General features: G+C 72.7%; 16 protein-coding genes and 1 pseudogene. 13 read left to right on the top strand and 4 right to left on the bottom strand.

Annotated features, from left to right (window positions below; translation table 11 throughout):
• Positions 1 to 5: 5 nt before the first annotated feature.
• The 3 genes from KBX26_RS27845 to KBX26_RS27835 all read right to left on the bottom strand — a co-directional run bounded on the left by KBX26_RS27845 (position 6) and on the right by KBX26_RS27835 (position 2,539).
• Complete coding sequence (locus tag KBX26_RS27845; RefSeq protein WP_030336708.1) at positions 6 to 818, bottom strand: ABC transporter permease; 813 nt, start codon at positions 816 to 818, stop codon at positions 6 to 8.
• Positions 815 to 1,750 carry an ABC transporter ATP-binding protein gene (locus tag KBX26_RS27840; protein ID WP_030336710.1) on the bottom strand — a complete coding sequence of 312 codons (936 nt, stop codon included), beginning with the start codon at positions 1,748 to 1,750 and terminating at the stop codon, positions 815 to 817. The genes KBX26_RS27845 and KBX26_RS27840 overlap by 4 nt, the downstream gene beginning before the upstream one ends.
• Positions 1,751 to 1,891: 141 nt before the next feature.
• Positions 1,892 to 2,539: a hypothetical protein gene (locus KBX26_RS27835; RefSeq protein ID WP_030336712.1), complete on the bottom strand. Its 648-nt coding sequence runs from the start codon at positions 2,537 to 2,539 to the stop codon at positions 1,892 to 1,894.
• 160 nt (positions 2,540 to 2,699) lie between these two features.
• Between KBX26_RS27835 and KBX26_RS27830 the strand changes: the two genes are divergently transcribed.
• The 9 genes from KBX26_RS27830 (at position 2,700) to KBX26_RS27790 (ending at position 12,173) form a co-directional block, all read left to right on the top strand.
• Entirely contained in the window at positions 2,700 to 3,518 is an 819-nt protein-coding gene (locus KBX26_RS27830) for a GNAT family N-acetyltransferase (protein WP_210866754.1), read from the top strand.
• Positions 3,515 to 4,453, top strand: a complete 939-nt coding sequence (locus KBX26_RS27825) for a 1-acyl-sn-glycerol-3-phosphate acyltransferase (RefSeq protein ID WP_210866753.1) — start codon at positions 3,515 to 3,517, stop codon at positions 4,451 to 4,453. The genes KBX26_RS27830 and KBX26_RS27825 overlap by 4 nt, the downstream gene beginning before the upstream one ends.
• A 233-nt stretch (positions 4,454 to 4,686) precedes the next feature.
• Entirely contained in the window at positions 4,687 to 5,511 is an 825-nt protein-coding gene (locus KBX26_RS27820) for a DUF4097 family beta strand repeat-containing protein (RefSeq protein WP_210866752.1), read from the top strand.
• Positions 5,508 to 6,119 carry a PadR family transcriptional regulator gene (locus KBX26_RS27815; protein WP_210866751.1) on the top strand — a complete coding sequence of 204 codons (612 nt, stop codon included), beginning with the start codon at positions 5,508 to 5,510 and terminating at the stop codon, positions 6,117 to 6,119. The genes KBX26_RS27820 and KBX26_RS27815 overlap by 4 nt, the downstream gene beginning before the upstream one ends.
• Before the next feature lie 72 nt (positions 6,120 to 6,191).
• Positions 6,192 to 6,893 (top strand): response regulator transcription factor, encoded by a 702-nt coding sequence (locus KBX26_RS27810; protein WP_030336721.1) that lies wholly within the window; start codon positions 6,192 to 6,194, stop codon positions 6,891 to 6,893.
• On the top strand, positions 6,890 to 8,446 hold the full coding sequence (locus KBX26_RS27805; RefSeq protein WP_030336723.1) for a HAMP domain-containing sensor histidine kinase: 1,557 nt from the start codon (positions 6,890 to 6,892) through the stop codon (positions 8,444 to 8,446). Before KBX26_RS27810 ends, KBX26_RS27805 begins: the two co-directional genes overlap by 4 nt.
• A gap of 62 nt (positions 8,447 to 8,508) precedes the next feature.
• Positions 8,509 to 10,098 (top strand): trypsin-like peptidase domain-containing protein, encoded by a 1,590-nt coding sequence (locus KBX26_RS27800; protein WP_030336725.1) that lies wholly within the window; start codon positions 8,509 to 8,511, stop codon positions 10,096 to 10,098.
• A gap of 181 nt (positions 10,099 to 10,279) precedes the next feature.
• Positions 10,280 to 10,951 (top strand): BON domain-containing protein, encoded by a 672-nt coding sequence (locus tag KBX26_RS27795; protein ID WP_030336727.1) that lies wholly within the window; start codon positions 10,280 to 10,282, stop codon positions 10,949 to 10,951.
• A gap of 166 nt (positions 10,952 to 11,117) precedes the next feature.
• The gene (locus tag KBX26_RS27790; RefSeq protein WP_210866767.1) at positions 11,118 to 12,173 is read left to right on the top strand and encodes a glycosyltransferase family 4 protein; all 1,056 of its coding nucleotides are present in this window, start codon (positions 11,118 to 11,120) and stop codon (positions 12,171 to 12,173) included.
• 18 nt (positions 12,174 to 12,191) lie between these two features.
• On the opposite strand, the gene KBX26_RS27785 is transcribed toward KBX26_RS27790, so the two are convergent.
• Positions 12,192 to 13,694: a serine/threonine-protein kinase gene (locus tag KBX26_RS27785; protein WP_210866750.1), complete on the bottom strand. Its 1,503-nt coding sequence runs from the start codon at positions 13,692 to 13,694 to the stop codon at positions 12,192 to 12,194.
• 166 nt (positions 13,695 to 13,860) lie between these two features.
• On the opposite strand from KBX26_RS27785, the gene KBX26_RS27780 reads away from it, so the two are divergent.
• The 4 genes and pseudogenes from KBX26_RS27780 to KBX26_RS27765 form a co-directional block, all read left to right on the top strand.
• A complete protein-coding gene (locus KBX26_RS27780) occupies positions 13,861 to 14,694 on the top strand; it encodes a patatin-like phospholipase family protein (RefSeq protein ID WP_030336732.1) in 834 nt (277 codons plus the stop codon).
• The gene (locus KBX26_RS27775) at positions 14,694 to 15,698 is read left to right on the top strand and encodes a 1-acyl-sn-glycerol-3-phosphate acyltransferase (RefSeq protein WP_030336733.1); all 1,005 of its coding nucleotides are present in this window, start codon (positions 14,694 to 14,696) and stop codon (positions 15,696 to 15,698) included. The genes KBX26_RS27780 and KBX26_RS27775 overlap by 1 nt, the downstream gene beginning before the upstream one ends.
• Positions 15,699 to 15,890: 192 nt before the next feature.
• Positions 15,891 to 16,211, top strand: coding sequence for a divalent-cation tolerance protein CutA (gene cutA, locus KBX26_RS27770; RefSeq protein WP_030336735.1), 321 nt, complete (start codon positions 15,891 to 15,893; stop codon positions 16,209 to 16,211).
• A 47-nt stretch (positions 16,212 to 16,258) separates the two neighbouring features.
• Positions 16,259 to 16,707, top strand: a pseudogene (locus KBX26_RS27765) (hypothetical protein); the annotation flags it as partial.

Here is a 16,707-nt window from a genome sequence, read left to right as displayed (position 1 = left end):
CGCTGTCAGGCGATGTCGCGCCGCCGGGTGAGCAGGACGCCGACAACCCCACTGACCAGCGCATAGCCGATCAGCACCAGGGCGCCGACCCACCAGGACGGGGTGAACTCAGAGGTGCCCTCCGTGATCATGACCTGGGATGCCACCGCCGGCCAGATCACCTGCCACTTGAGCACCGCCTCGCTGTCGAGCAGGTTCGACAGGAGCAGGAACAGCAGACCCACCACCTGGGTGCCGATCAGATAGAGCACCGCCGCCGTGATCACCGCTCCGAGCTGGTTGGTGATCAGCGTGCCGATGCCCACCCCGAGGATCGTCCAGATCGCGTAGGCGAGCAGGTTGAACAGCAGTGCCCGCTGCACGGGCCACTCACCGAGCTGGGTGCCGTAGTCGTTCGCGGACAGGAAGATCGCGCCCGCGGCCAGGTCGATCAGCGTGGTCGCCAGCCAGAACATGAAGCCGAGCAGGCTCGCGGCGACGAGCTTGCTGACGATGACCGACGTTCGCCGCGGGGTCGTCAGGAACGTGGTGGTCGCGGTCTGGTGGAAGAACTCGTTGGTGACCATCAGGATGCCGATGAGCATCACGAACATCAGCCCGAGGTACTGGCCCGAGGTGTAGAGGTTCGCCGCCTGCGCCGGCGCGGTCGCCTGCTCGGCGCTGACGCCGATCTCGTCGGCGTCGCCGCCGAGCGCCGTGACGGCCAGCCACGCGTTGACCGCGAACGCCAGCGCGATCGAGAGGAACGCGCCGAGAGCCAACCACCACCAGGTGCTGGTGGTGCGGATCTTGAGTAGCTCGGATCGGACCAGGTTCATCGGATGCCCGCCTTTCCGGCCGTCAGCTCCAGGAAGACCCGTTCCAGATCGGGCCGTTCGGTGGTCAGTTCGTGCAGCTCCACCCCGGCGGTGAGGGCGGCGCGACCGATCGTCGGGGCGTCCACCCCGGCGACCAGCAGCACGCCGTGCTCGTCGACGTCCACTGTCGCCGACTGCGCCTTCAGGGCGGCGGTCAGCGCCTCGGCCTGCGGGGTGCGGACCCGGACCCGGGCACCCTGGGCCATCGACCCGAGCACCTGGTCGACCGGGCCCTGCCGGACCAGCTGCCCGGCCGCGATGATCACCACGTCGTCGGCGAGCAGCTGCATCTCCGACAGCAGGTGACTGGAGACCAGCACCGTACGGCCCTCGTGGGCGAGGTTCTTGAGGAATCCGCGCATCCACCGGATGCCCTCCGGGTCGAGCCCGTTGGCCGGTTCGTCGAGGATCAGCACCCGAGGGTCACCGAGCATCGCGGCGGCGATACCGAGCCGCTGCTTCATGCCCAGCGAGTAACCCTTGAACTTGCGCTTCGCCGCCGGGCTCAGCCCGACCAGGGCCAGCGCCTCGTCGGCCCGCTGCTTGGGCAGCCCGGCCGCCGCGCAGATGACCCGCAGGTGGTTGATGCCGGTACGGCCCTTGTGCGCGCTGGACGCCTCCAGCACCGCGCCGACGTGCCGCAGCGGGTCGGTGAGGTCGGCGTACCGCTGACCGCTGATGGTGGTCGTGCCGGCGGTCGGCGTGACCAGGTTCAGCAGCATGCGCAGCGTGGTGGTCTTGCCGGCGCCGTTCGGGCCGAGGAAGCCGGTCACCCGTCCCGGTGCCACGGTGAAGGACAGGTTGTTCACCGCCCGGACGTTCTTGTACTGCTTTGTCAGACCGGACACCACGATCTGACCGTCGCTGGTGGGGCTTCGCTGCCCGTCAGTCATCGTTCTCCTCCCGTGTGTGGCGTCGAGGTACGCCGTGGCACAGCGTGACGGCCCAATGCAACAAGGTCAATCAGGCGCGGTCCGTATGTCCTGATCCGTCGCAGGGCGGAGGCGACTCCTCCCTGCGGACTACGGTCGGGTTCAGCGGGCGATCCAGGTTGCCCGCGCCGCGCCGAGCAGCGCGCCGTCCGGCCCGTACAGGCTGGTGTGCACGAGCGCCTTGCGGCCGTCGACGCGCAGCAACGCCCCGGTCACCACGCACTCGTCGTCCGGCCGCGGCAGCGCCGCGACCACTGCGGCGATGCGGCCCAGCAGGTACGGGCGGCCCGGCGCGAGCACCGCCCAACCGCCGGGGCAGTCCAACGCCGCCCAGACCGTGGCCGCACTGACCTGCGCGGGCGCGCGGAACGGCGCGGCGGTCCGCCCGTCCGGCAGCCGGCCGGGGAAGATCCGCAGCCCGTCGACCCGTTGCGGTCCGCACACGTAGCAGCTGGGGAACGGATGCTCGACCAGGCCGGGGTAGCGGGTCGCGGCGGCCACCGCCGTCTCCAGGTCGACCGGGGGTACGACGGCATCGACCACCCCGGCCGCGCGCACCTCGGCCACGAGTTCACCGGTCGGGCCCCGGACCTCGCCGCCGATCAGGGTCAGCTCGGTCTCCAGCGGTGGTGGCCGGCGCAGCGTCACCTCGACCGGCCCGCTGCCGCCCGCCGCGGCGGCGAAGGTCCCCGCGCTCCAGCCGCCGTTGCCGGAACCGGCCGGCCCGTTGTATCGGGACTCGATGCGCATCGTCGACCTCCGATGGTGCGTGTCGGCGCCGTCGCCAGTCTGCCCCGGGCAGCCTCGCACGGTCCCCGCCGGGCGTCGCCAGCGGTCTCGCCGGCCGGCGTTCACCCGATCGACACCAGTGGTCCCCGTGGATGGCAACCCGGGCACCTACACAGATCCCATGGCCGTTCTGCATGCCGCTGGCGCACCCTTGACGACCAGCGGATACACCCTGCTGATCGCCGACGACCCCATCCAGGTCGCGGCCGCGCAACGCCTGCGCCACGAGGTGTTCGCCACCGAGTTGGGCGCCACCCTCCTTCCCGGCGAGGCCGGGCTGGACGTGGACCCCTTCGACGCGTACTGCGACCATCTGATCGTCCGCGAGGACAGCACCGGCGAGGTGGTCGGCACGTACCGGCTGCTGCCACCGGGACGCACCGCTCGGCGGTACGCCGAGAACGAGTTCGACCTCACCGCGCTCGACCCGCTCCGTGACGACCTGGTCGAGACGGGCCGGTCCTGTGTGCACCCGGACCATCGCTCCGGGGCGGTGATCAACCTGATGTGGGCTGGCCTCACCCGCTACCTGCACCTGCGTGGCTCGCGCTGGCTCGGCGGCTGTGCGTCGGTGCCGGTGGCCGACGGCGGGCGGACGGTCGCCGAGGTGTGGGCCCAGGCCCAGGCCCGGCACCTGTCGCCCCCGCCGCTGCGGGTCCGCCCGTTGCGGCCCTGGTTCGCCGAGGCCGCCTCCGCGCCCGGCCCGCTCCCCGCCGCCACCGGCCCGCTCCCCGCCGCCACCGGCCCGCTCCCCGCTGCCAGGGCCGGGCGCGTCACCATTCCGCCACTGCTGCGGGGTTATCTCCGGCTGGGTGCGTGGATCTGCGGCGAGCCGTCGTACGACAGCGACTTCGGCTGCGCGGACTTCTACGTCCTCTTCTCCCTGGACCGGATGAACCCGCGCTACCTGCGGCACTTCCTGGGTGGGGAGCAGCGGTGACCGGCGTACCGCGCGACCTGTGGCGGCCCTTTTCGGGCTGCGACGACGACTGCCTGCCGGTGGCCGGCGAGGTGCCCACCGTGCCGGTGGCCCGCCGGGTGCTCCGGCTGGTCGCCGCGTCCGGCATGCTGCTGGCCGGGATCCCGGTGGCGCTGCTGTCGCCAGTGCTTCCCACCCGGGAGCGGCAGACGCTGATCAGCGGCTGGGCGCGGGCCACCGTGCGCGCGTTCGGTGTCCGCCTCGTGGTGAAGGGGCGGCTGCCCCGGCGGCGTGCGCTGCTGGTCGCCAACCACGTCTCCTGGCTGGACATCCTCGCGGTGCTGGCGGTCGCGCCCACCCGGATGGTCGCGAAGCGGGAGGTCCGCTCCTGGCCGGTGCTCGGGCTGCTGGCCGCGGCGGCGGGCACCGTCTTCGTGGACCGGTCCCGGCCGCTGGCGTTGCCGACCACCGTCGGCCGGGTCGCCGACGCGCTGCGCGCCGGGCGGTCGGTGACGGTTTTTCCGGAGGGTACGACGTGGTGCGCCGGAAGCACCGCGACCGACTGTCGTCCCGGCGGTGGCTTCCGGCCCGCGACGTTCCAGGCGGCCATCGACACCGGCAGTCCGGTGGTGCCGCTGCGGCTCAGCTACCGCTGTGCGGCCACCGGGTCGACCACCACGGTCGCCGCCTTCCTCGGCGCGGACACCCTGCTGCGCTCGGTGGCCCGGGTGGTCACGGCGCGGGAGCTGGTGGTCTCGGTGACGATCGCCGGAGCGCTGCACCCGGCCCGTGGCGCCGACCGGCGGTGGCTGGCCCGGGCCGCCGAGTCGGCCGTACACCTGTTGCCAGCGGCGGGTGCCCCGACGCCGGCCCGGCTGCGGGCGGTCCCCACGGCGAGCCCGACTGTTCCGGTCCCGACGCACACCCCCGATCGGGAGCTGGACCTGGCGGCCTGAGGGAGAGCCGCCCGCGCCCCGCGCGCCAAGACCGCGCGCCCCGCGCCAAGATCGCGCTCGATCCAGGAAAGAGTGGCCTCGGTCGTGCGGGAAGCCACTGGATCCAGGATCGAGGGCGATCTTGAGGTGCGGAGGTGCGCGACACTCGCGACTGTCTTGTGATATCGCGATGTATCGCGTTACATTCTTCTCCTGTTCGGCGTGCGTCCGCGCGTCGGCGAGAGGGGGACGCCATGGCCGGATGGACGATCGAGAGCCCGCAGCGGCTCACCGTGGACGATCCCGTCGTCAGGCTGGACGTGCGACTGATCAGTGGGCGGGTCAACGTGGTCGCCACCGACGGGCCGACCCGGATCGACGTGACCCAGGTCGGCCGTCGGCCGGTCCTGATCGACCACGTCGACGGCCGGCTCAGCATCCGCCAGGAGCGCGGTCGGGGCTGGTCGGACGTCCTGCGGTGGTTCCGGATGATCCACCGCTATCCCCGGGTGGACGTCTCCATCGCCGTGCCCGCCGACGTCCTCGCCGATCTGGGCCTGGTCGCGGGCTCACTCGTCGCCTCCGGCCTGCGCCGGCAGACCACCGTCGACGTCGTCGCCGGCCAGATCACCCTGATGGGGCTCCGCGGCAGCACCTCCGCGAAGATCACCTCCGGGCCGGTGGAAGCGCTCGGCGTCCGGGGCGACCTCACCCTGGAGACGGTTTCCGGAGAGGTGATCCTCGCCGACAGCGCCGCCGACCGGGTGCGGGCGCAGACCGTCTCCGGCGCGATCACCTGCGATCTGGACAACCCTCGGCGCAGCGAGATCCGGCTGACCACCATCTCGGGCAGCATCACCGTCCGGGTCCGCGAGGACAGCGACCTCGCCGTCCGGCTGAACACCGCTTCCGGCCGCATCACCAGCGGCTTTCCGCAGCTGAGCACCTCGACCTTCCCACTTCCCAGCAGCGAGGGGGTGCTCGGCGCCGGCGACGGTAAGCTCTGGGCTTCCGCGACCTCGGGGAGCATCGCCCTGCTCCCCCGAGCGGTCGACGACGACGGGGAGGAGCTGCCGTGACCGCCGTGTTCAGCCACGGTCGGCTCCGGCTCTACCTGCTCAAGCTGCTCGACGACGGCCCGAAGCACGGCTACGAGCTGATCCGACTGTTGGAGGACCGGTTCCTCGGGCTGTACGCCCCCAGCGCCGGCACCATCTACCCCCGGCTGCAACGGCTGGAGGCCGAAGGGCTGGTCAGCCACACCGCGGCCGGTGGCCGCAAGACGTACGAGATCACCGACGCCGGGCGTGCCGAGCTGCGCCAGCGGGCCGGCGAGCTGACCGCGCTGGAGACGGACATCGCCGCCTCCGTGGCGGACCTCTCCAGCCTGGCCGGCGAGATCCGCAGCGAGGTACGCGGATCGGTGCGCGACCTCAAACGGGAGCTGAGCGAGGCCACCCGGCAGACCCGGCGAGCCCGGTGGGAGGCGCCCCCGCCGCCGCCCCGCCCGACGTCGACCACCGGCCCGCAGGCCGAGCTGTTCGACGAACTCGACCAGCGGTTGACCGCGTTCACCGCCGAGGTGGGCCGGCTGATGCGTGCCCGGCAGTTCAGCGACACCCAGCTGCGCACCGCGATCCGGCTGCTCGACGGCGCCCTCGACGGGCTGCGTCGCCTGCTGCGCTGACCGACGGCGACTCACAGCCTTTTTGCAGGAAGCGTCCAGCGCTGGCGCAGTGACGTCACCGATGATTGGCACATGCCCGCTACCCAGACCGAGGCGCGACTGCTTGTCGTCGAGGACGACCCCAACATCCTCGAACTGCTCTCCGCGAGCCTGCGGTTCGCGGGCTTCGACGTGGCCACCGCGACAAGCGGGAGCGCGGCGCTCAACGCCGCCAAGGACCACCGGCCCGACCTGGTGGTGCTCGACGTGATGCTCCCCGACCTGGATGGTTTCGAGGTCATCCGGATGCTCCGCGAGGGCGGCACGCGTACCCCGGTGGTGTTCCTGACCGCCCGGGACGCCACCGACGACAAGATCCGTGGGCTGACCCTGGGCGGGGACGACTACGTCACGAAGCCGTTCAGCCTGGAGGAGTTGACCGCCCGGATCCGCGCCGTGCTGCGCCGCACCACGACCGGCGAGCAGGCCCCGTCCCGGCTCACCTTCGCCGACCTGGAGTTGGACGAGGAGACCCACGAGGTGCACCGGGCAGGCCAGCGCGTGCAGCTCTCGCCGACCGAGTTCAAGCTGCTGCGGTACCTGATGCTCAACGCCAACCGGGTGCTGTCCAAGGCGCAGATCCTCGACCACGTCTGGAACTACGACTTCCGGGGCGACGACAACATCGTCGAGTCCTACATCTCGTACCTGCGGCGCAAGGTCGACACCACCCAGCCCCGGCTGATCCACACTCTCCGCGGTGTGGGGTACGTGCTGCGCAAGCCGGCGGCGTGAACGCGGTCCAGCAGGCGAAGGGTCGGGTACGCAGCGTCCCGCTGCGGGTGAAGCTGGTCACCTCGGTGCTCGCGCTGGTCGCCGTCGCGCTGCTGGTGATCAGCTCGCTGACCGCCTACTTCCTGCGCAACTACCTGCAGGGGCAGGTCGACGGGCAGGTCAGGTCGACCGCCCAGGGCCTGGGTCAGCTGCTCCCGAAGCTGCGCAGCGGGCAGGTCAACGCCATGCTGCCCAGCGACTACGTGGTGTCGGTGGCTGACGAGCAACAGGTCTACCCGGCGATCTACGACGACATCAGTCTCGACCCCGCGCAGCTGCCCACATTCCCCACCAGCCGGGACGGCTTCGAGGACCTGGAGGGGGAGCCGCGGACCGTCGTGTCCCATGACGGCTTCACCAGATGGCGGGTCTACTACGCGGCCCAGCCGGACGGCTCGGTGCTCGCCGTGGGTCAGCCGCTCACCGAGGTGGACCGGGCGGTGAAGCAGCTCGTCTGGATAGACCTACTGGTCGGCGGTGCGGTGTTGATCATGTTGGCCTCGGTCGGTGCGGCGATCGTCCGGACCAGCCTCAAACCGTTGGTGGAGATCGAACGCACCGCCGCCGCGATCGCCGGCGGTGACCTGTCCCGCCGGGTGCCCGACCCGGAGGAGGGGCAGGAGTATCCGACCTCTGAGCTGGGCCGGCTCTCCCGCGCGCTGAACGCGATGCTCACCCAGATCGAGGTGGCGTTCACCGCCCGAGCCGCCTCGGAAACCTCGGCCCGTTGGGCGGAGAGCGCCGCCCGCGACGCCGCCGCCGCCGCTCAGGCGTCCGAAGCGCGGGCCATCCGCTCCGAGGAGCGGATGCGGCAGTTCGTCGCCGACGCCTCCCACGAGTTGCGTACCCCGCTCACCACCATTCGTGGCTTCGCCGAGCTGTACCGGCAGGGTGCGGCCCGCGCGCCGGAGCAGACCGCCGGTCTGCTGCGCCGGATCGAGGACGAGGCGGCCCGGATGGGGCTGCTGGTGGAGGACCTGCTGCTGCTCGCCCGGTTGGACCGGGAACGGCCCCTCGCGCTGACCCCGGTGGAGCTGCCGGTGCTCGCCTCTGACGCCGTGCAGGCCGCGCGGGCGATGGCACCGGACCGGCGGATCGAGCTGGAGATCGAGCCCGAATCGGGCCCGCTGGTCGTCTCCGCCGACGACGCGCGGTTGCGGCAGGTGATCGGCAACCTGGTCACCAACGCGCTGACCCACACCCCGCCGGAGGCCGAGATCCGGGTACGGCTGCGCGCCGAGCCGGGCGGCTTCGCCGTCGTGGAGGTGGCCGACACCGGCCCCGGTCTCTCGCCTGAGCAGGCGGAACGGGTCTTCGAGCGGTTCTACCGGGCCGACGCGGCCCGTACCCGGCGGGCCGACGGCAACACCGGCACTGGTCTCGGCCTGGCCATCGTGGCCGCCCTGGTCGCCGCCCACCACGGCTCGGTCGAGGTGACCGAGACACCCGGCGGTGGGGCCACCTTCCGGGTCCGCCTGCCGTTGCTGCCACAGGTCGACGACGCGGCCGAGTGACTTTCAGCCAACTTCCAGGACGGTTCCAGCTTGATTGCAGTGCTGGGGGAGAAGGTAGTGCCATGACCGAGTTCGAGTCCGACCCGCAGCGCCGGCCGGCCCCCACCGACGCCGAGCCGTCGCACCCCACCGCCGAGCTGCCGCGCGACGAGCGCGTGCAGTCCGACTCCCCGACCACCCCCATGCAGGCCGTGTCGACCGACGGTGACCCGACGGTCGTCTCGACCGCCGCCGACCCGGAGACCACGGCCGCCACCCCGGCCGCCGCGCCCGCCGGTGCCCCGGCCGCCGCCCCGTCGACCGGCTACGAGCGCCCGGCCGCCACCCCGTCCGCGCCGCCGTACCCGGTCTCCGGTCACCCGGCGCCCGGCCAGCCCGGCTACCCACAGCCGGCCGCCGGTCACTACCCCGGTGCCCCCTGGTACGCGGGTCAGCAGTCCGGCTGGGCCGGCGGGGGCCAGCCGGGCATGGCGTACGGCCAGCACCAGCAGCACCCTCAGCACCAGCAGCACCCGGGTCTGCACGCTCAGCACCCGGGCCAGCCGGTCCCGCCGTGGGGCCCGCAGGTCGCGCCGCCCGGCAGCGGTCCCCGACCGGGGCGAATCGCCAAGTTCGCCGGTGCCGGCGTCGCGGTGTTCGCGCTGATGCTCGGTTCCGGCGTGGCCGGTGGGGCGCTCGCGCTCGCCCTCGACGGCGACAGCGGCGGCATCACCCGCACCTACTCCGCGGCCCCCGTGATCAATGGCGCGGACCTGCCGAAGATCGCCGCGTCGGTGCAGGACAGTGTCGTCTCGATCACCACCGACAGCGGTGAGGGCTCCGGAGTGGTGCTCAGCGCCGACGGGTACGTGCTGACCAACAACCACGTTGTCGCGTCCGCCGCCGGTGACGCCGTGCGGGTGGTCTTCGCCGACGGCAAGACCGCCGATGCGAAGATCATCGGCACCGACCCGAAGACCGACCTGGCCGTGGTGAAGGCCAGCGGGGTGAGCGACCTCAAGCCGGCGAAGTTCGGTGACAGCGACGCCATGCAGGTCGGCGACCAGGTGCTCGCCCTGGGCAGTCCGCTCGGCCTGCAGGGTTCGGTGACCTCGGGCATCCTCAGCGCCCGCGACCGCACCATCCGCGCCGGTGAGGGCCAGCCGCAGGACCCGCGCCAGCAGCAGAGCCAGACCGTCAGCTCGATCTCCGGCCTGCTCCAGACCGACGCGCCGATCAACCCCGGCAACTCCGGCGGCGCGCTGGTCAACACCCGGGGTGAGGTGATCGGCGTCAACACCGCCATCGCGACCTCCGGGCAGAGCACCGGCAACATCGGCGTCGGGTTCGCCATCCCCAGCAACAAGGCCAAGGACGTCGCCGGCAAGCTCCAGCGTGGCGAGAAGGTCAGCCACCCGTCGCTCGGGGTCGGCGTCAACCAGGCCGAGGGCGGCGGCGCGCTCGTCGCGTCGGTCACCCCGGGCAGCCCGGCGGAGAAGGCCGGCCTCCAGCGCGGCGACGTCGTCACCCGGTTCGGCGACAAGCCGGTCAACGACTCGGACGACCTGGTCGGCGCGGTGCAGGCCGGCAAGGTCGGCGACCGGGTCGAGGTGCAGTTCAAGCGCAACGGCGCCGAGAAGTCGGTGACCGTCACGCTCGCCGAGACGTCCTGACCACCACCTGAACCTGCTTCCTCCCTCCGGCGGCGGGTGGCGGGGCCGAGGGGGTCGGCTCCGTCACCCGCCGCTTCTTCCGCCGGACGGCGGTTCACCCGGATCGGGTGAACCGCCGTCACCCGTCTGCCCGGCAGATTCGGTTGGCGAGTTTCGGCGACCGGAACCGGGGGTGGGTGCCATGACCGACGTGGTGGGTGTGCGTGACGACCAGCGGATCCAACGCGACGTCCTGGCCGAGCTGGCCTGGGACGCCCAGCTGCAACCGAACGAGATCGGGGTGACCGTCGACCAGGGCGTGGTGACCCTGACCGGATTCGTGGACGGTGCCGCTCGCGGTTGGGCCGCGACCCGCTGTGCGCAGCGGGTTCGCGGCGTACGGGCGGTGGCCGACCAGATGGAGGTGCGGCTGCCCGGCACCCCCGGACGTACCGACGCCGAGGTCGCCATCGCCGCCACCCGCGCCCTGGAGTGGGACAGTTTCGTGCCCGCCGAGCGGCTGGACGTGACAGTGGCCAACGGCTGGCTGATGCTGCGCGGCGAGGTCGAGTTCGGGTGGCAGCGGCGGGCCGCCGAGGCCGAGGTGCGTCGCCTCGACGGCATCCGGGGCATCACCAACCTGATCGAGGTACGACCCCCGGTGGCGCCGGCCGGCGAGCGGCTGCGGCAGGACGTCCAGCGGGCGTTGGCGCGCACCCTCGGCGGCGAGCGGGTGACCGTCGAGGTGGACGGCGACACGCTGGTCCTCGCCGGAGTGGTCCGGTCCTGGTGGGAACGCGACCAGGTGGAGCGGGTGGCGTGGTCCGCGCCCGGGGTGCGCTCGGTCCACGACCAGCTTCTGGTGGGCGGGTGATCGTCCGCCGTGTCCGGTTTACCGGGGACACCATGGGGGAACCCGCCGCCGACCGGCCCGACCGGCTTGACCGGCGGTGCCACCGCACCGGGGACCAACGGGAGGATTCGTGACCGTGAGCCACCCGCCTGCGGGCCGCCCCGAGGAGCGGTCACTGCGCATCGCGATGGTGGTTCCGCCGTGGTTGTCCGTACCTCCGCCCGGTTACGGCGGCCTTGAGCAGGTCGTCGCCGCCCTGGTGGACGCGCTCTGCCGGCAGGGGCACGCGGTGACCCTCTTCGGTGCCGGCGACGACCACGGCACGGCAGCCGACGGCTTCGTCTCCACCGTCGCCGAGGTCCAGTACGAGCGGCTCGGCGAGTCACTGCCGGAGCTGGCTCACCTGGCCCGGGTGAAACGGCTCATCAGCGCTGCCGACTTCGACGTGATCCACGACCACACCACCATCGGCCCGCTGGTCGCCGGCCGCCGGGCCGTGCCGACGGTCGCGACAGTGCACGGAAACCCCGTGGGGGAGTACGGCGACGTGCTGAGCGACGTCGACGCGGGGGTCGCCCTGGTGGCGATCTCACACGCCCAGCGCCGGCTGAACCCGAACCTGCAGTGGGCCGGGACGGTGCACAACGCGCTGGACATCCGCGGCTTTCCGCGTAAGCACACACCCGGCGCGGGGCCGGTGCTGTGGCTGGCCCGGTTCAGCCCGGACAAGGGCCCGGACACCGCCATCCAGGCGTGCCGGGCCGCCGGGTTGCCGCTGCTGCTGGCCGGCAAGTGCAACGAGCCGGCCGAGCGCCGCTACTACGAGCAGGTCGTCGCGCCGATGGTCGGCGACGATGTGACAGTCGTGCTCAACGCGGACCGCGCGACAACGCTGCGGATGCTGGTCGACGCCCGCTGCCTGATCATGCCGATTCAGTGGGACGAGCCGTTCGGCATGGTGATGCTGGAGGCGATGGCCACCGGCACACCGGTGGTCGCGCTCAACCGGGGTGCGGTGCCGGAGCTGGTCCGGCCGGGGCTGACCGGGCTCGTCGTCGAGCGGTCGGAGGATCTGCCCGCGGCGTTGCTCGCGGCGGAGCGACTCGACCCGGAGGACTGCGTGGCGCACGTCGCGCAGAACTTCTCGGTCGAGCGGATGGCGAGCGGCTACGCCGAGGTCTATCGGCGCTTCGCCCTCGGTCGGCACGACGTCCGCGCACCGCTCCGGGTGCCGGTGCGCTGACCCGGCCGGGCCGCCCGGTCAGGCCCCGGTCGCGCCCAGCTCGGCGATGGCCGCGTCGAGCCGACCCGCGTACGTCGGACTGATGCCGCCCTCACCGACGCGGACGGTGACCTTCGTGCGCAGCCGGGCCACCGGTGGGGCCAGCTCTTCTCGGCCCGAGCTGACCGCCGCGGTCAGGTTGCGCAGCTCGTTGCGCAGGTCGAGGGCCACGTCCTCGCGGATCTCCCCGGCGCTCAACCCGGCGGTGATCAACCCGTCGACCCGGTTGGCGACCTCGGCCAGGGTGCCCGGGTTCGAGGTGGGCGCACCGGTCGTCGGCTTCGCCGACGGTGGCGCGGTCGGCGGGGTCGGTGTGATCGGCGCGGACGACCCGGGGGCCGGTGGGTCGGCCGACGGGGTCGCCACCGGCGCGGCGGAGGGCTGCGCCCGGCGGGTCGGCTGCTGTTCGGGCAGCAGAGCCACCCCGGCCAGCGTCACCCCGACGGCCAGCACCAGCAACAACACCAGCCGCCGCCGGGACCAGCCGGCCCCGGTCTCCGGCTCGCCCGGGGCGGCGGAGGCCCCGCCGTCCGCTGCCCCGCCGTCCGTTGCCATCCCGGCCTTTGCCACGGCCGGCGTCGCCACGGCGGGAGACGGCGGTGGCGGGGGCTCGGTGGGCACCCGGATGGTCGCGGTCGGAGGCTCGGCCGGCAGCGCGTGGTCGCGGAGCGCGGTGGCGACCTGCCGGGCGGTCGGCCGATCGGCTGGGTTCCGGGCGAGACTGCGCAGACAGATCTGGGCCACTGTCGGGGGCAGGTCCGGCAGGTCGGCCAGCGTCGGCGCAGGACCGCTGGCCAGGGCGGAACTGAGCTGCTCCCAGGTGTCCGCCGGGTACGGAACCCGGCCGGTGAGCGCCTCGTGCAGCAGTACGCCCAGCGAGTAGACGTCGGTGGACGGCTGGGCCGGCGCGCCGTCGAGGCGTTCCGGGGCGACGTACGCGGGGGTGCCGAAGGTCTCGCCGTCCTCATCCTCGTCGGGTGCGCCGATCCGGGTGGCGATGCCGAAGTCGAGCACCTTGGCGCCCGTCCCGGTCATCATCACGTTGGCCGGGGTGATGTCCCGGTGCACGATGCCGAGGCGGTGCGCGGCGGCCAGCGCGTCCGCGACCTGCGCGCCCACCTGGACCGCCTCGGTCCACGGCAACGGCCCCTCGGTGAGCCGGAGCTTCAACTCCTCGCCGCTGAGCAGCTCCATCACCACGAACGAGGTGATCGAGCCGTCCGGGTCGACAGTCTCGCCGTAGTCGTGCACGGAGGTCAGGTGCGGGTGCACCAACTGGGCGGCGGCCCGCGCCTCGTCGCGCACCATGCCCCGGAACCGCGCGTCGGCGGCGAGTGACGGGGCGAGCACCTTGAGCGCCACCACCCGGTCCAGCACCTCGTCCCGGGCACGCCAGATGACCGACATGCCGCCGGCGCCGATCTGGTCCAGAAGTCGGTATCTGCGAGCCAGTAATCGGCCCGGATGCAGTGCTGCCTTCACAGATCGCACCTGCCTCAGGGGTGGGAGCGGTATCAGGTTGCGCGAATGTGTCCGGCCTGTCAACGCCGTCGCCGCCGGCCGTCGGCGGACGGTCCCTGCCGTGCGGTGACCGTCGGCTGACCACGCCCCACCGGGCCGGCGGCGGGCCCGTGCCAGGATGGGAGACATGGCGGGGGGACCGGTGGCGTTCGTGCTCGGCGGCGGGGGAGTGCTCGGCGCGGTCGAGGTCGGCATGTTGCGCGCGCTGTTCCGCGCCGGCATCCAACCCGACATGGTGCTCGGCACCTCGATCGGCGCGGTGAACGGTGCGCTGGTCGCCGCCGACCCGTCGGAGGCGGTGACCGACCGGCTGGTCCGGCTGTGGGCCTCGCCGGAGGCGAGCGAGGTGTACGGCGACTCGGTCGCCCGGCAACTGCGCCGCTTCGCCGCCCGGACCCACCTGCACTCACCCCGGCCGCTGCGCCGCCTGCTCGAAAGCGAGCTGGGGGTGGACACCACCTTCGCCGACCTGCGGGTGCCGTTCCGCTGCTGCGCCGCCCACATCGAGCGGGCCGCCGAGCACTGGTTCGACAGCGGTCCGGTGGTCCCGGCGGTGATGGCGTCGGCGTCGGTGCCGGGGCTGCTTCCGCCGATGCAGATCGACGGCGCGCACTACGTGGACGGCGGGATCGTCAACTCCATCCCGATCGGCGAGGCGGTGGCCGTCGGCGCCCGCCGGATCTACGTCCTCCAGGTGGGCCGGATCGAACGGGAGCTGACCCCGCCCCGCCGGCCGTGGGAGATCGCGCAGGTCGCGTTCGAGATCTCCCGCCGGCACCGGTTCTTCCGGGAGATGGCGGCGCTGCCCGAGGGGGTGGAGGTGCACGTCCTGCCGACCGGCGGGCTGAACCCACGCGACGACACGCCGTGGGCGTACCGGGACATGGCGGCGGTGGGACGGCGGATCAGCCGCGCGTACACCGCCTCCCGGCGCTACCTCGCCACCCACGCGGAGCGGTGATGCCGCTGCCTCCCCGGTGGCTGCGTCGGCTGTTGCTGGCCCCCGCCGTCGTGCTGCTCGCCTTTTTCGTGGTCACCACGCTGCCGGTCTGGGCGCTGCTCGCCGCGGCCGCGTCCCCGCTGGTCCCGGGCCGGTTGCGCCCGCTGCGGCTGCTCTGGATCGGCTGCTTCTACCTGGTCTGGGACGCTGCGGCGCTCCTCGCGCTCTTCGTGCTCTGGGCCGTCTCCGGCTTCGGCTGGCGCACCAGGTCGCCGGCCTTCCAGCGCGCCCACTACGTGCTGGCCGGCTGGTTCCTGCGGGTGCTGTTCTGGCAGGCACGTTGGACACTGCGGTTGAGCATCGACGTGGTGGGCACGGACCCGGACACCGCGCTGCCCGGCCGACCCGAGCTGGTGCTGTGTCGGCACGCCGGGCCGGGTGACTCGTTCATCCTGATCCACGGGTTGGTCAACTGGTTCCACCGGGAGCCACGCATCGTCCTCAAGGACAGCCTCCAGTGGGATCCGGCGGTCGACGTGCTGCTCAACCGGCTGCCCAACCGGTTCATCGCGCCGACCCCGGAGCGCGGCGAGGATACGGTCCGTCAGGTCGGGCACCTGGCCAGCGGCCTGGACGACAACGACGCGTTCGTGATCTTCCCCGAGGGCGGCAACTTCACCCCCAAGCGGCGGTTGCGCGCCATCGCCCGACTGCGCTCACTCGGCCTGGAACGGATGGCGCTGCGCGCCGAGCGGATGCGCCACGTGCTCGCCCCGCAGCCCGGCGGGATGCTCGCCGCGCTGGACGCCGCACCGGACGCCGGGGTCATCTTCGTCGCCCACACCGGACTGGACCGGATGCTCACCGTCGCCGACGTGTGGCGGGAACTGCCGATGGACAAGCGGATCGTGATGCGGTTCTGGTCGGTGCCGCCGGAGGAGGTTCCGACCGGGCGTCAGCAGCGCATCGACTGGCTCTTCGACTGGTGGGCGCAGATCGACTCCTGGATCGCCGCCAACCGGTGAGCGCGAGGAGTGCAGCGAAGCGGAGCCCCGCAGTCGCGAGGTAAAGCGGGCTCCGGTGAGCGCGAGGAGTGCAGCGAAGCGGAGCCCCGCAGTCGCGAGGTAAAGCCGGCTCCGGTGAGCGCGGCGATGCGCAGCGTAGCGGTCGCGAGCGATTGACGGGCTCAGCGGCGTATGGCCGCGTAGGGTGCGGGCGTGGACGAGATCTGCGTGGTGACAACTGTGGTTGACGCGCGTTCGGTCGCCGATGTGCTGGCCGCCGCCGCCGTCGCCGGCAGGCTCGCCGCCTGCGCCCAGGTGGGTGGTCAGGTGGACAGCACCTACTGGTGGCGGTCCGGAATGGAGACGAGCACCGAATGGTCGGTGCAGTTCAAGACCGCACCGGACCGGCTCGCCGCGTTGCTGGACCAGATCCGGGTCAGTCACCCGTACGAGGTGCCGGAGATCCTGGTGTCCAGGGTGGAGAGCGGCAACCCCGACTACGCCACCTGGGTGTACGAGCACACCCGTTCCTGAGTACGCGCACTCTGGGGCGTACCCGGTGGGCTGTCGATGATGACCGGGTGGACGACACCCGTTACCCCTGCCCCGCCTGCGGTGCGCCGGCCGATCTGAGTGCCGGTTGCTCCGGCTGCCGGCGCGCGCCCGACCCGATCGCCGCCGAGGTGGTCCGGCTGAGCCGGGAGGTCGCCGAGCTGGAGCCGCAGGTGGAGCGGGCCCGCCGCGCGTACACCGAGCTGGCCGGACGCCTGACGGCCGTGTCGCGGCGGCGGGCCGAACTGGCGGCGGTCGTCCGTGCCGGGTTGGCTGCCTCGGTCGTGGCGCGCCCGCCGTCGCTCGTCGGGCCGGCGCCGGCCATCGGCCCGGGCCCTGGCGTCGCGGCGGATTCGCGGCCGGGTGCGGCGGAGACCTCGACGCGGACGGTCCAGGGTCTGCTCTTCGTCCTCGGTGGACTCCTGCTGGGCACCGCGGCGGTGGTGTTCACGGCTGTCGCCTGGGCGGCGGTGGGGGT

Source organism: Micromonospora sp. C97 (assembly GCF_018070385.1).
GTDB lineage: Bacteria > Actinomycetota > Actinomycetes > Mycobacteriales > Micromonosporaceae > Micromonospora > Micromonospora parva.
This window is presented reverse-complemented; position numbering and strand designations above follow the sequence as displayed.

Bases quoted from the DNA above. Each gene is read 5' to 3' on its own strand.
- KBX26_RS27835 (WP_030336712.1), bottom strand. From the start codon at position 2,539: ATGCGCATCGAGTCCCGATACAACGGGCCGGCCGGTTCCGGCAACGGC.
- KBX26_RS27795 (WP_030336727.1), top strand. From the start codon at position 10,280: ATGACCGACGTGGTGGGTGTGCGTGACGACCAGCGGATCCAACGCGAC.
- KBX26_RS27800 (WP_030336725.1), top strand. From the start codon at position 8,509: ATGACCGAGTTCGAGTCCGACCCGCAGCGCCGGCCGGCCCCCACCGAC.
- KBX26_RS27820 (WP_210866752.1), top strand. From the start codon at position 4,687: ATGGCCGGATGGACGATCGAGAGCCCGCAGCGGCTCACCGTGGACGAT.
- KBX26_RS27845 (WP_030336708.1), bottom strand. From the start codon at position 818: ATGAACCTGGTCCGATCCGAGCTACTCAAGATCCGCACCACCAGCACC.
- KBX26_RS27810 (WP_030336721.1), top strand. From the start codon at position 6,192: ATGCCCGCTACCCAGACCGAGGCGCGACTGCTTGTCGTCGAGGACGAC.
- KBX26_RS27775 (WP_030336733.1), top strand. From the start codon at position 14,694: ATGCCGCTGCCTCCCCGGTGGCTGCGTCGGCTGTTGCTGGCCCCCGCC.
- KBX26_RS27840 (WP_030336710.1), bottom strand. From the start codon at position 1,750: ATGACTGACGGGCAGCGAAGCCCCACCAGCGACGGTCAGATCGTGGTG.
- KBX26_RS27790 (WP_210866767.1), top strand. From the start codon at position 11,118: ATGGTGGTTCCGCCGTGGTTGTCCGTACCTCCGCCCGGTTACGGCGGC.
- KBX26_RS27780 (WP_030336732.1), top strand. From the start codon at position 13,861: ATGGCGGGGGGACCGGTGGCGTTCGTGCTCGGCGGCGGGGGAGTGCTC.
- KBX26_RS27830 (WP_210866754.1), top strand. From the start codon at position 2,700: ATGGCCGTTCTGCATGCCGCTGGCGCACCCTTGACGACCAGCGGATAC.